Origin of the sequence: Micromonospora sp. NPDC048169 (assembly GCF_040652815.1) — a bacterium.
GTDB lineage: Bacteria > Actinomycetota > Actinomycetes > Mycobacteriales > Micromonosporaceae > Micromonospora.
Genome location: NZ_JBEZMS010000021.1, coordinates 42,145 through 54,824, shown reverse-complemented (window position 1 = coordinate 54,824; position 12,680 = coordinate 42,145). Strand labels below are relative to the sequence as shown.

At 72.8% G+C, this 12,680-nt stretch carries 14 protein-coding genes; 7 read left to right on the top strand and 7 right to left on the bottom strand.

The annotated features are described in order from the left end of the window. Positions 1-3: 3 nt before the first annotated feature. Positions 4-1,260, top strand: coding sequence for a histidine kinase (locus tag AB0D28_RS19045; protein ID WP_357387403.1), 1,257 nt, complete (start codon positions 4-6; stop codon positions 1,258-1,260). 98 nt (positions 1,261-1,358) lie between these two features. Then, positions 1,359-2,066: a response regulator transcription factor gene (locus AB0D28_RS19040; RefSeq protein ID WP_357387401.1), complete on the top strand. Its 708-nt coding sequence runs from the start codon at positions 1,359-1,361 to the stop codon at positions 2,064-2,066. A 42-nt stretch (positions 2,067-2,108) separates the two neighbouring features. Here AB0D28_RS19040 and AB0D28_RS19035 read toward each other — a convergent pair whose 3' ends face one another. The 4 genes from AB0D28_RS19035 to pdxY all read right to left on the bottom strand — a co-directional run bounded on the left by AB0D28_RS19035 (position 2,109) and on the right by pdxY (position 6,335). Then, positions 2,109-4,484 (bottom strand): excinuclease ABC subunit UvrA, encoded by a 2,376-nt coding sequence (locus AB0D28_RS19035; protein WP_357387399.1) that lies wholly within the window; start codon positions 4,482-4,484, stop codon positions 2,109-2,111. Positions 4,485-4,507: 23 nt separating this feature from the next. Further along, positions 4,508-4,921, bottom strand: a complete 414-nt coding sequence (locus tag AB0D28_RS19030) for a VOC family protein (RefSeq protein ID WP_357387397.1) — start codon at positions 4,919-4,921, stop codon at positions 4,508-4,510. A 10-nt stretch (positions 4,922-4,931) separates the two neighbouring features. Next, positions 4,932-5,384 (bottom strand): helix-turn-helix transcriptional regulator, encoded by a 453-nt coding sequence (locus AB0D28_RS19025; RefSeq protein WP_357387396.1) that lies wholly within the window; start codon positions 5,382-5,384, stop codon positions 4,932-4,934. Positions 5,385-5,483: 99 nt separating this feature from the next. Continuing rightward, positions 5,484-6,335 carry a pyridoxal kinase PdxY gene (gene pdxY / locus AB0D28_RS19020; protein WP_357387394.1) on the bottom strand — a complete coding sequence of 284 codons (852 nt, stop codon included), beginning with the start codon at positions 6,333-6,335 and terminating at the stop codon, positions 5,484-5,486. 179 nt (positions 6,336-6,514) lie between these two features. Here pdxY and AB0D28_RS19015 point away from each other — a divergent pair, with 179 nt between their 5' ends. Further along, positions 6,515-7,924, top strand: a complete 1,410-nt coding sequence (locus AB0D28_RS19015; RefSeq protein WP_357387392.1) for an OFA family MFS transporter — start codon at positions 6,515-6,517, stop codon at positions 7,922-7,924. Continuing rightward, a complete protein-coding gene (locus AB0D28_RS19010; RefSeq protein ID WP_357387390.1) occupies positions 7,921-8,046 on the top strand; it encodes a hypothetical protein in 126 nt (41 codons plus the stop codon). Before AB0D28_RS19015 ends, AB0D28_RS19010 begins: the two co-directional genes overlap by 4 nt. Positions 8,047-8,094: 48 nt before the next feature. Here AB0D28_RS19010 and AB0D28_RS19005 read toward each other — a convergent pair whose 3' ends face one another. Continuing rightward, positions 8,095-8,823 (bottom strand): SDR family oxidoreductase, encoded by a 729-nt coding sequence (locus AB0D28_RS19005; RefSeq protein ID WP_357387388.1) that lies wholly within the window; start codon positions 8,821-8,823, stop codon positions 8,095-8,097. 74 nt (positions 8,824-8,897) lie between these two features. Between AB0D28_RS19005 and AB0D28_RS19000 the strand changes: the two genes are divergently transcribed. Beyond that, the gene (locus AB0D28_RS19000) at positions 8,898-9,731 is read left to right on the top strand and encodes a patatin-like phospholipase family protein (protein ID WP_357387386.1); all 834 of its coding nucleotides are present in this window, start codon (positions 8,898-8,900) and stop codon (positions 9,729-9,731) included. 6 nt (positions 9,732-9,737) lie between these two features. Here AB0D28_RS19000 and AB0D28_RS18995 read toward each other — a convergent pair whose 3' ends face one another. Both AB0D28_RS18995 and AB0D28_RS18990 read right to left on the bottom strand, forming a co-directional pair. After that, positions 9,738-10,961 (bottom strand): DUF6596 domain-containing protein, encoded by a 1,224-nt coding sequence (locus AB0D28_RS18995; RefSeq protein WP_357387384.1) that lies wholly within the window; start codon positions 10,959-10,961, stop codon positions 9,738-9,740. Between the two features lie 19 nt (positions 10,962-10,980). Next, the gene (locus AB0D28_RS18990) at positions 10,981-11,373 is read right to left on the bottom strand and encodes a YciI family protein (RefSeq protein ID WP_262015747.1); all 393 of its coding nucleotides are present in this window, start codon (positions 11,371-11,373) and stop codon (positions 10,981-10,983) included. A 90-nt stretch (positions 11,374-11,463) separates the two neighbouring features. Between AB0D28_RS18990 and AB0D28_RS18985 the strand changes: the two genes are divergently transcribed. Together AB0D28_RS18985 and AB0D28_RS18980 are read left to right on the top strand one after the other, a co-directional pair. After that, positions 11,464-11,928 (top strand): peroxiredoxin, encoded by a 465-nt coding sequence (locus AB0D28_RS18985; RefSeq protein ID WP_256487405.1) that lies wholly within the window; start codon positions 11,464-11,466, stop codon positions 11,926-11,928. Between the two features lie 65 nt (positions 11,929-11,993). Then, on the top strand, positions 11,994-12,680 hold the full coding sequence (locus AB0D28_RS18980; protein WP_357387382.1) for a hypothetical protein: 687 nt from the start codon (positions 11,994-11,996) through the stop codon (positions 12,678-12,680).

Sequence of the window (12,680 nt, the reverse complement as noted above, 5' to 3'; positions counted from 1 at the left end):
CCGATGACCTCGGTGGCCGGTGCGGTGGCGCCGTCCGACCCGGCGCGGGCGGCGAGATGGTGGCGTCACGATCTTCTGCTGCTGCCGGTGCTGGGCCTGCTCGACCTGTTCACCGCGTCGTCCGTGGTGATCCAGAGCGAGCCGGTCGGCCCGGCCCGGCAGTGGTTGCAGGTGCTCGCCGCGGTGCTGTCGGTCGGTGCCCTGTGGTGGCGGGTCCGCGCGCCGGTCGCGGTGTTCGCCTTCGAGTGCGTGCACGGCGTGGCGATGTGGTTCCTGCTGCACGACTACCGGCCGTGGGTGGGCCTGATCGTGGCCCTGTACACGGTGGCGGCGTTGCGGCCGCTCGTGGTGTCGGCGGTGGCGTACGCGGCGGCGTGCGCCCGGAGCCTGCTCAGCGCGTTCGACTCGTTCCGGGTGGAACCGAACCCGGGCGCGCGGGCCGGTGAGTTCGTGGTGACCGCGCTGATGTTCGCGCTCATCTACGCGGCCGCGTGGACGGCCGGGTCGGTGGTGCGGCGGCACCGGCGGCGGGTGGCCCAGCTGGAACGGGAGCGGCGGGTGGCGCGGGCGGAGGCGGTGGCGTTGGAGCGTCGCCGGATCGCCGCGGAACTGCACGACGTGGTGTCCCATTCGGTGACGGTGATGGTGTTGCAGGCCGCCGGGGCGGCGCGGATCAGCGCGTCCGACCCGGAGCGGACGCGGGAGGCGTTGCTGCACATCCAGCAGGCCGGGCAGCAGGCGATGGCGGAGTTGCGGCGGCTGCTGGAGGTCATGCGGGCCGAGTCGGGCCCGGCGGACGGTGAGCCCGGCCCGCAGCCGCGGCTGGACGACATCGAGGTGCTGCTGACGTCGATGCGGTGTGCGGGGCTGACAGTGACCATGTCGGTGTCCGGCAGCCCGAGCCCGCTGGATCCGAGTATCGAGCTGGCGGCGTACCGGACGGTGCAGGAGAGCCTGACGAACACGCTCAAGCACGTCGGTCGGCGGGCCTGCGCGACTGTTCATTTCGGGTGGCGGGAGCGGGTGCTGTTGCTGCGCGTCGACGACGACGGCACGGGCCGGGAGCCGGGCTCGGCGGCGGGACTGTCCACCGGCAACGGGCTGGCCAGCCTCGCCGAGCGGCTGGAGCGCGTCGGCGGCCGCCTGGTCGCCGGGCCGCGTCCGGAGGGCGGGTTCCGGGTGAGCGCGACGCTGCCGGTCGCGCAGCGCGGCGACCTGGTGGCGGCGTCGGGTGACGGCGGGGCACCGGTTGTCGGGTGAACGCGTGTCCGCTGTGCGACATCCGGCTGGCCGGCGGCGCCGACGTCGATGATCATGTGGTGGGGCCACTGTCACGGCCGCCGACGACGGGAGCCTTCATGATCCGGGTGCTGCTCGCGGACGACCAGCCGCTCGTACGGGCGGGGCTCGCGATGCTGCTCACCAACGAACCTGACATCGAGGTCGTCGCCGAGGCCGACGACGGGGCGCAGGCCGTCGAGGTCAGTCGCCGGTTGCGCCCGGACGTGGTGCTGATGGACGTGCGGATGCCCGGCACCGACGGGCTGGCCGCGACCCGGTTGATGGCGGACGAGCAGCTCATCGACGATTCGGAGCGGCCGGTACGGATCATCATGCTGACCACGTACCACGTGGACGAGGCGGTGCACGCCGCGTTGCGGGCGGGCGCCTCCGGTTTCGTGCTCAAGGACGCCGCGCCCGCCGAGCTGGTGTCGGCGATCCGGGCGGTCGCCGCCGGGGAGGCGTGGCTGGATCCGGCGGTGGCCCGGCGGCTGCTCGACGACCTCGCCGCCCGGCCCGACCCGGGACTGCCCACCCCGGTGCAGATGCGCCGGCTCACCCCGCGGGAGCGGGAGGTGCTGGTGCTGATGGCGTACGGGATGTCGAACCGGGAGATCGCCGAGCATCTCGTGCTCGGCGACGCGACGGTCAAGACGCACGTCAGCCGGGTCCTGACGAAACTGGGGCTGCGGGACCGGACGCACGCGGTGGTGGCCGCGTACCAGTGCGGCCTGGTGGAACCCGGCACCGCGCCGCCGGCCCGGATGGCCGGCCTGTCCCGCTGAGACCCGCGGCGCGGCCGGGGGCCTCAGCGGGCGCGGCGGCGCTCAGGCGCGGACGTAGTCGGCGAGGTGTTCGCCGGTGAGCGTGGACCGGGCGGCGACGAGATCCGCAGGGGTGCCCTCGTAGACGATCCGGCCGCCGTCGTGTCCGGCGCCGGGGCCGAGGTCGATGATCCAGTCGGCGTGCGCCATGACCGCCTGGTGGTGTTCGATCACGATGACGGACTTGCCGGCGTCGACGAGCCGGTCGAGCAGGCCGAGCAGCTGGGCGACGTCGGCCAGGTGCAGGCCGGTGGTGGGTTCGTCGAGGACGTACACGCCGCCCTTGTCCCCCATCCGGGTGGCGAGCTTGAGGCGTTGCCGCTCCCCGCCGGACAGCGTCGTCAGGGGCTGACCGAGCGTGAGGTAGCCGAGGCCGACGTCGGCGAGCCGGTCGAGGATGGTGTGGGCGGCCGGGGTGCGGGCGTCGCCGTCGCTGAAGAACGTCTCGGCCTCGTCGACGGACATGGCGAGGACCTCGCTGATGTCGCGGCCGGCGAGGTGGTAGTCGAGCACGGCGGGCTGGAAGCGTTTGCCTTCGCAGTCCTCGCAGGTGCTGGCGACGCCGGCCATCATGCCGAGGTCGGTGTAGATGACGCCGGCGCCGTTGCAGGTCGGGCAGGCGCCTTCGGAGTTGGCGCTGAACAGGGCGGGTTTGACGCCGTTGGCCTTGGCGAAGGCCTTGCGGATCGGGTCGAGCAGGCCGGTGTAGGTGGCCGGGTTGCTGCGGCGGGAGCCGCGGATGGCGGTCTGGTCGACGCTGATGACGTCGTCGCGTTTGGCCAGTGAGCCGTGGATGAGGCTGCTCTTGCCGGAGCCGGCGACGCCGGTGACCACGACCAGGACGCCGAGGGGGATGTCGACGTCGACGTCGCGCAGGTTGTGGGTGCGGGCGCCGCGGATCGGCAGGGCGCCGGTGGGCGTACGCACGGCGGTCTTGAGGGTGGCGCGGTCGTCGAGGTGGCGGCCGGTGGTGGTGTCGCTGGCGCGCAGGCCGGCGACGGTGCCTTCGTAGCAGATGGTGCCGCCGTGGGTGCCGGCGCCGGGGCCGAGGTCGACGACGTGGTCGGCGATGGCGATGGTCTCGGGTTTGTGTTCGACGACGAGGACGGTGTTGCCCTTGTCGCGCAGTTGCAGCAGGAGGTTGTTCATGCGGGCGATGTCGTGGGGGTGCAGGCCGATGGTGGGTTCGTCGAAGACGTAGGTGACGTCGGTGAGGGACGAGCCGAGGTGGCGGATCATCTTGGTGCGCTGGGCCTCGCCGCCGGAGAGGGTGCCGGCGGGGCGGTCGAGGCTGAGGTAGCCGAGGCCGATCTCGACGAAGGAGTCGAGGGTGTCCCCCAGTGCCTTGAGCAGTGGGCCGACGGAGGGTTCGCGCAGGTCGCGTATCCAGGTGGCGAGGTCGCTGATCTGCATGGCGCAGGCGTCGGCGATGTTGATGCCGTTGATCTTCGAGGAGCGGGCTTCGGGGGCCAGGCGGGTGCCGTCGCAGTCGGGGCAGGTGGTGAACGTGATGGCGCGTTCGACGAAGGCGCGGATGTGGGGCTGCATGGCGTCGACGTCCTTGGCGAGCATCGACTTGCTGATGGCGGGGATGAGGCCGGTGTAGGTGACGTTGATGCCGTCGACCTTGATCTTGGTGGGTTCCTTGTGGAGCAGGTCGTCGAGTTCGCGCTTGGTGTAGTCGCGGATGGGCTTGTCGGGGTCGAACAGGCCGCTTGCGCGGAAGATGCGGCCGTACCAGCCGTCCATGCTGTAGCCGGGGATCGTGATGGCGCCCTCGTTGAGGGAGAGCTTCTCGTCGTAGAGGACGGTGAGGTCGAAGTCGGTGACGGCGCCGCGGCCCTCGCAGCGGGGGCACATGCCGCCGAGGCGGTTGAAGGTGCCCTTCTTGGTCTGGGTCTTGCCGGGGCCGCGGTCGACGGTGATGGCGCCGGCGGCGCGTACGGAGGGGACGTTGAACGAGTAGGCGTTGGGCGGGCCGATGTGGGGGTCGCCGAGGCGGCTGAACAGGATGCGCAGCATGGCGTTGACGTCGGTGGCGGTGCCGACGGTGGAGCGGGGGTCGGCGCCCATGCGTTCCTGGTCGACGATGATGGCGGTGGTGAGGCCTTCGAGGACGTCGACCTCGGGGCGGGACAGGGTGGGCATGAAGCCCTGGACGAAGGCGCTGTAGGTCTCGTTGATGAGGCGTTGGGACTCGGCGGCGATGGTGCCGAAGACCAGTGAGCTCTTGCCGGAGCCGGAGACGCCGGTGAAGACGGTGAGGCGGCGTTTGGGTAGTTCGACGTCGACGTTGCGCAGGTTGTTCTCGCGGGCGCCGTGGACGCGGATGATGTCGTGGCTGTCGGCGCGGTGCAGGCCGGTGGTGGCCTCGCTCATGGTCTCTCCGTCCGTGGTGTGGGTCAGCGCCGTTCGTTGATGCGGATGAGGTTGCCGGTGGGGTCGCGGAAGGCGCAGTCGCGTACACCGTAGGGCTGTTCGGTGGGTTCCTGGACGACGTCGGCGCCGCTTGCCGCGAGCCTGTCGAACAGGCCGTCGAGGTCGTCGGTGGCGAGGGTGAGCGCGCCGTAGCTGCCCTTGGCGATGAGTTCGAGGATGGTGCGGCGTTCGTCGTCGTTGATGCCGGGGTCGGCGGCGGGTGGGTGCAGGACGATGCCGGTCTCGGGCTGTTCGGGTGGGCCGACGGTGAGCCAGCGCATGGTGTCGCCGCGGCCGACGTCGTTGCGGAGTTCGAAGCCGAGGGTGTCGCGGTAGAACGCGATGGCGGCGTCGGCGTCGGTGTGCGGCAGGAACGCGTAGTGAATGGTGATCGTCATGGTGGTCACGCTAGTGCTGCCGGCCGGTGCGGGCTTCTCGATTCCTGACCGGTCGGGTGGCTTGTTTGGTCAGGCACGGGGGCGGTTCGGCGGTGTCGGGGGCGTGGCGGGCGCGGTAGGCGCTGGGTGGTTCGCCGACGAGTTCGGTGAAGCGGGTGCTGAAGGTGCCCAGGGACTGGCAGCCGACGGCGAAGCAGACATCGGTGACGCTGAGGTCGCCGCGGCGCAGCAGCGCCATGGCGCGTTCGATGCGGCGGGTCATGAGGTACGCGTACGGGGACTCGCCGTAGGTCTGACGGAACTGGCGGCTGAGGTGTCCGGCGGACATGTGCTCACCGCGGGCGAGGGCTTCGACGTCGAGGGGTTGCGCGTATTCGCGGTCGATGCGGTCGCGGACGCGGCGCAGCCGGGTCAGGTCGCGGAGGCGTTGGGCGAACGCGGGGTCGTCGGTGACCGGGGGCACCCGTGCATCTTCGCTGTTCGGCGGCGGTGTCGTCCACCTGTTCGAGCGGCGAGTCGCCGCCCCGGCGCACCTGTCGCACAGGTGCGCCCGGGCGGGCGGTCAGCGCAGCCGGCGGGCGGTGAAACGGGTGGGCGGGTCGGCGATGGCGTCCTGGGTGGCGACGATCTGCAGTTCGCGGGTGCCGGCTTCGAGGGTGGCCTCGAGTACGGCGTAGATCGAGTTGGTGGTGTGTTCCAGGGCGGTCCGGGGTGAGCCGGTGGTGGCGAGGTGGGCGAGGTAGAGGGCGGCGGTGACGTCGCCGCCGCCGTTGGGGGTGATCGGCAGCAGCGGGGTGGTGACGGCCCAGGCGCCGTCGTCGGAGACGGCGACGACCTCCAGGTGGCCGGCGGGCAGGTCGCCGTGCAGGACGCTGGTGACCAGGACGTGCCGGGGGCCGGTGGCGCGGACGGCGTCGACGGCGGCGAGCAGGTCGTCGAGGGTGTCGGTGGTGCGGCCGGCGAGGAATTCCAGTTCGAACTGGTTGGGGGTGACGATGTCGGCGCGGGGGACGACGGTGTCGCGGAGGTATTCGGGGATGCCGGGGCGGACGAACATGCCGCGGCCGACGTCGCCCATGACCGGGTCGCAGCAGTAGAGGGCGGCCGGGTTGGCGGCCTTGACGCGGGCGACGGCGTCGAGGATGACGGCGCCGACGGCGGGGTCGCCCTGGTAGCCGGAGAGCACGGCGTCGGCGGTGCCGAGCACGCCGCGGTCCTCGATGCCGGCGATGACGTCGGCGACGTCGGTGGGCGCGAGCAGGGGGCCGCGCCAGGCGCCGTAGCCGGTGTGGTTGGAGAAGTGCACGGTCAGGACCGGCCAGACCTCGTGCCGGAGGCGTTGCAGGGGGAACACGGCGGCGGAGTTGCCGACGTGGCCGTAGGCGACCGACGACTGGATGGACAGGATCTTCACCCGGTCATCGTCGCATCTCCGCTGGTGGTGACGGTTGGTGGTGGGATGATGACCGGGTGGCTGCGGCGGCGACCGTTCGGCTCAGTGTTCCGACCGTCCGGCGCTCGGCGGGTTTGGGCGCGGCGTGCGGTGGGGGCATGAACCGAGGGGTTCTCGCCATCTGGACGGAGGAAGCAACGATGCTTTCCGCACTCGATCGTCGGCACACCGTCGCGCCGCCGGGGTACAGCCGCTGGCTGATCCCTCCGGCGGCGCTGGCGATCCATTTGTGCATCGGGCAGGTCTACGCGACGAGCGTGTACAAGAACTCCCTGATCGCGCACTTCGACACGGGGCAGACGGCGATCGGGGTGATCTTCAGTATCGCGATCGTGATGCTGGGGTTGTCGGCCGCGGTGGCCGGCACGTGGGTGGAGGCGAACGGCCCGCGTAAGGCGATGTTCGTCTCGGCGTGTTTCTGGGCGGCGGGCTTCCTGGTCGGGGCGCTGGGCATCGCGACCGGCCAGCTGTGGTTGCTGTATCTGGGGTACGGGGTGCTGGGCGGGATCGGTCTGGGGATCGGGTACATCTCCCCCGTCTCCACGTTGATCAAGTGGTTTCCGGACCGGCCGGGTCTGGCGACCGGGTTGGCGATCATGGGGTTCGGTGGTGGGGCGATGGTGGCCTCTCCCCTGTCCCGCCAGTTGCTGTCGCTCTACGACTCGGGCTACGACCCGTCGGACAGCGGTTCCACGGCGTCGGGGTCGGCGCTGGTGTGGCTGTTCGTGACGCTCGGCCTCGGCTATTTCGTGATCATGATGTTCGGGGTGTTCAACGTTCGGGTGCCGGCGCCGGGCTGGCGGCCGGCCGGGTTCGACCCGGCGCAGGTGGCGGAGAAGCCGCTGGTGACGACCGCGAACGTGTCGGCGGCGAACGCGCTGAGGACGCGGTCGTTCTGGCTGCTGTGGGTGGTGCTGTTCTGCAACGTGACGGCGGGCATCGGGATCCTGGAGCAGGCCAGCCCGATGATCCAGGACTTCTTCCGGGACAACGGGACGTCGGCGGTGTCGGTGGCGGCGGCCGGCGGGTTCGTGGGGCTGCTGTCGCTGTTCAACATGGCGGGCCGGTTCGTGTGGTCGTCCACGTCGGACGTGATCGGCCGCAAGCCGATCTACGTGCTGTACCTGGGCGTGGGCACGGTGCTGTATCTGCTGCTGGCACTGTTCGGGCAGACCGCGACAGCGTTGTTCGTGCTGCTGGCCTGCGTGATCCTGTCGTTCTACGGCGGCGGTTTCGCGACGATGCCGGCGTACCTGCGGGACCTGTTCGGCACGTTCGAGGTGGGTGCGATCCACGGCCGGCTGCTGACCGCGTGGTCGGCGGCGGGTGTGGCCGGGCCGCTGATCGTCAACGGGTTCCTCGACGCGCAGGGCGAGCCGGGCACGTTGACCGCGGCGGCGTACCGGCCGGCGTTGTTCACGATGGTCGGCGTGCTGGTCGTGGGTCTGGTGGCGAACCTTCTGGTGCGGCCGGTGCCGGAGCGCTACCACGAGCCGGCGTCCGGGCGGGACGGGACAGCACCGGGTGCGACGGAGAGGAGCGGATCGTGAACGAGCGGACCGGTGGCGGGCAGGGAGCCCGTCTGGTGGTGTCGTGGCTGCTGGTGTCGGCGCTGCTGGGCTACGGGGTGGTGCAGACGGCGATCACGGCGGCGAAGCTGTTCACCGAGTAGCACAGGCGAGAAGGCGGCCCGGGGGGATGTCCCCGGGCCGCCGCCGGGTCAGAGACCGCCGCCGACGCGCAGCACCGCGCCCGTGGTGTACGAGGCGTCCGCGCCGAGCAGGTACGCGATCGCGCCGGCCACCTCCTCGGGTTCCCCGGCACGGCCCATCGGGATCCGGCCGGCGGCGCTGTCGGGGCGGTCGGGCACGCCGGAGCGGGCGTGGATGGTGGTACGGATGATGCCGGGGGCGACGGCGTTGACCCGGATGCCGCGCGGCGCGAGTTCCTTGGCCAGCCCGACGGTGAGGGTGTCGGTGGCGGCCTTGACGGCGGCGTAGTGGACGTACTCGCCGGGTGAGCCGAGAGTGGCGGCCACCGAGGAGACGTTGACGATTGCGCCGCCGCTGGTGAGCCGCCGGGCGGCCTGCTGGGCGCACAGCACATACCCGATGAGGTTGACGTCGACGACCTCGCGCAGGTCGGTGACGCGCAGGTCGGTGAACGGGCCGATCGGGCTGGTGACGCCGGCGTTGTTGACCAGGCCGGTGAGCGGGCCGAGCCGGTCGGCGGCGTCGAAGATGAGGCGTACCTGGTCGGGGTCGGTGGTGTCGGCGGCGACGGTGACCGCGCGGCGGCCGGCGGCGCGCACGTCGGCGGCCACCGTCTCGGCGGCGGTGTGGTCGGTGCGGTAGCCGATGACCAGGTCGTGGCCGTCGGCGGCGAGCCGGCGGGCGGTGGCCGCGCCGATGCCGCGCCCTCCCCCGGTGACGATGGTGACGGAGCTCAATTCCTCTCCCCTACCTGGTGGTGAGGGCCGACGTTACCGTGGGCGGGACCATCCGGGGTGGAGAGGACTGTCACATGGGGCGCGCGTTGGTGCTGGGTGGCGGCGGGGTGACAGGGGTGGCCTGGGAGCTGGGCCTGCTGGCCGGGCTCGCCGGGCACGGCCTGCGGCTGGACGAGGCGGACCTGGTGGTGGGCACGTCGGCCGGGTCGGTGGTCGGGGCGCAGGTGCGCTCGGGTACGCCGCTGACGGAGCTGTACGAGGCGCAGTTGCGGCCGCCGCGCGACGAGGTGCCGGCCCGGCTCGGCGCCGGTGTGCTGTTGCGCTGGGCGTGGGCCGGTGGGCGGGGCCGCGACGCCGCGCGGGCCCGGGCGCGGATCGGCGCGATGGCGTTGTCGGCGCGTACCCCGTCGGAGCAGTCGCGGCGGGCGGTGATCGCGGCGCGGCTGCCGTCGCCGGACTGGCCGGCGGCGCGGCTGCTGGTCACCGCCGTGGACGCGGCGTCGGGTGAGTTCGTGGTGTTCGACGCCGACAGCGGGGTGTCGCTCGTGGACGCGGTCGGCGCCAGCTGCGCGGTGCCGGGGGTGTGGCCGCCGGTGACCGTCGACGGCCGCCGGTACGTCGACGGCGGGGTGCGGTCGCCGGTGAACGCGGATCTGGCGGCCGGGTGCGGGCAGGTGGTGGTGCTGGCGCCGACGCGTGCGGCGGTGGGGCCGATGCCGCGGCCGGCGGCGCAGGTCGCGGCGTTGCGGGAGGCGGGGGCGCGGGTGGCGGTGGTGTCGCCGGACCGGACGGCGCGCACGGCGATCGGCCGTAACGTGCTGGATCCGGCGCGGCGGGCGGCGTCGGCGCGGGCCGGGTTCGCCCAGGCCGACACGGTGGCCGCCGAGGTGGCCGGGGTGTGGCGGTGACCGCGATCAGGAGTCGCTGGTCAGGCGGGCCAGCCGCCGGTTGAGGTAGCGCTGTTCGGGCAGGCTGCCGGTGAGGCGGGCGGCCAGCCGGTAGTGCTCGGCGGCGGCCCGCGGATCGCCGTGGAGTTCCAGCAGGTGGGCGCGGACGGCGTGCAGCCGGTGGTGGTCGCGCGTCGCCGGGTCGGCGAGCAGCGGGTCGAGCAGCGCCAGTCCGATGGCGGGGCCGTGCGCCATGGCCACGGCGACGGCCTGGTTGAGGGTGACGAACGGGCTGGGAGCGACCCGGCTCAGCATGTCGTAGAGGACGCTGATCTGCAGCCAGTCGGTTTCCGGGAAGGCCGGCGCCTCGGCGTGCACGGCGGCGATGGCCGCCTGGAGCTGGTAGCGGCCCACCGGGCCGTGCGGCAGGGCCCGGTCGAGCAGCGTTACTCCCTCGTCGATGAGGTCGCGACGCCAGCGGGTGCGGTCCTGCTCGGCGAGCGGCACGAGGTCACCGGCGGCGTCGGTGCGGGCGGGTGAGCGGGCGTGGGTGAGCAGCATCAGCGCCAGCGCGCCGGCGGCCTCGTGGTGGCCGGGTAGCGCCGCGTGGACCTGCCGGGTGAGCCGGATCGCCTCCTCGGCGAGCTCCACGTCGACGAGCTGGTCACCGGAGGTGCGGGTGTAGCCCTCGCTGAACACCAGGTGGCACACGTCCAGCACGGCGGCCACCCGGTCGGGCAGCGCGTCCGGCGGCGGCATGGTGAACCGGGCGCCGGCCTCGCGCAGGGTCGTGCGGGCGCGGCTCAGCCGCTGCGTCATGGTCCGGGCCGGCACCAGGTAGGCCGCGGCGATCTGCTCCACGCGCAGTCCCGCCACCGCGCGCAGGGTCAGCGCGACCTGGGAGGGGCGGCTCAGTGCCGGGTGGCAGCACAGGAACAGCAGCCGCAGCGTGTCGTCGGCGCCGGTCACGGGCGTGTCGTCGTCGACGGGCGGTACCACGCCGGCGCCGGGTTGCCGGGCCGCGTCGAGCCGCTCGCGGCGGGTCCGGGCCGCCTCGGCGCGCATCCGGTCGATCAGCCGCCGCGAGGCGACCTGGATGAGCCAGGCCCGCGGTTCGTCGGGCACACCGGTGAGCGGCCAGCGAGCGGCGGCCGCCTCCGCCGCGTCCTGCAGGGCGTCCTCGCAGGCGTCGGGGTGCCCGTAGCGGCGCAGCAGCGCGGCGCGGACGTGCGGCGCTTCCCGGCGCCACACGTCCGCGAGGGGCGCGGCGTCACTGATCGGAGCCGCCCGGCCACATCAGGGGCCGCAGCTCGACCGTCTCGCCCGGGCCGGCGAACTTCGCGGCGACGGCCTCCGCGCGGGCCTGGTCCTCGACGTCGACGAGGAAGAAACCGGCGAGGTGTTCCTTGGCCTCCGAGTACGGGCCGTCGGTGGCCAGGGGTGCGCCGTCGCGCCACCGGTAGAGCCGTGCGGTGCCGGGGTCGGCGAGCGCCTCCCCCATGACCAGCTCACCGTTGGCGTGCAGCTCGGTCATCACCTGCTCGAAGTCGGCGTTGAGCTGTTCGCGTACCTCGGCGGGCAGCTCCTGGTGGGCGGCGAGGTATTCGGAGGTGGGGTGGCCCCACGGCTCCGGGTTGGAGTGGATCATGATCACGTACTTCACTGGCTGTCCTTCGCGTCGTGCGGCGGTGTCTCCCCGCCGCTCGCCCGGTACGACGGAGCGGGATCGCCGATGTCTACATATCCTCGCGTCATGAGTGACGCGGTGGGTGTCGGTGACCTGGTCGAGGATTTCACGCTGCCGGACGAGACGGGTACGCCACGGCGCCTGTCGGAGTTCCTGGCCGCTGGTCCGGTGGTGCTGTTCTTCTACCCGGCGGCGATGACGCGGGGCTGCACGGCGGAGAGCTGCCACTTCCGGGACCTGGCGGCGGAGTTCGCGGCGGTGGGCGCGCAACGGGTGGGGATCAGCCGGGATCCGGTGCAGCGGCAGGCGGAGTTCTCCCGCCGGCACGGGCTCGGCTATCCGCTGCTGTCCGACGCCGACGGCGAGGTGGCGCGGGCGTTCGGGGTGCGGCGGCGGCTGCCGCTGGGCGCGCTGAGCACCCGGCGGATGACGTTCGTGATCGGCACGGACCGGCGGGTGCTCGCCGTGGTGCACAGCGAGCTGAGCATGAACGAGCACGCCGACGCGGCGCTGCGCGCCCTCGGGGGCTGATCATCGCGGTGTCGCAGCCGGCTGGTATCAAGGCTGCGTCAAACAGGTGTACGGAAGAGGGCGTGATGGCGGGTCAGGGTTTGTCCACTGACGAGGTTCAGGGAATCCGGGAGGCCCTTGCGGCGGGCCGCAAGCCCCGGGTGGTGTTCACCGAGGCGGCCGGGCAGATGGCCGGGCAGCTCGGGCAGGTGGTGGAGCTGACCGACCCGGCGGCGTCGGAGGAGTTCGTGGTGGTTCGGTTCGGCCGCGACGAGCTGCCGTTCTCCCCCGCCGACGTGGCGATCGCCCCCAAGGGCGCCGGGCGGCGTCCGGCCACGGAGGCGAAGCCGGAGCCGGAGCAGCCGCCGGCCGCGCCGGAGCCTGCGTTCGTGCTGGACACGCCGCGGGTGCCGGCGCCGCGGCGGGAGGAGACGAAGACCGAGGCGCCGCCGGCGGAGCCGAAGCCGGCGAAGCGGGCGGTGAAGGCCGCGAAGCCGAAGACGCCGCCGGGGCTGACCGTGACGCTGGCCTACGCCGAGGGCGAGTGGACGGTGGCCGCGCAGCAGGGCACGAAGGCGCTGGCCCGGCCGTACGTGGTGAAGCCGGCCGAGGCGCTGCGGATGGTGGCGCTTGTCGACGTGCCCGGCGTGCAGGAGGCGGTGGAGCAGATCCTGGCCGCCGAGCGGGCCGAGGCCGAGCAGCAGGCGGAGAAGCTGCGCGCCGAGCTGGCCGAGATCGAGGCGCGGCTGGCGGAGCTGCGCGAGGCGCGCTGA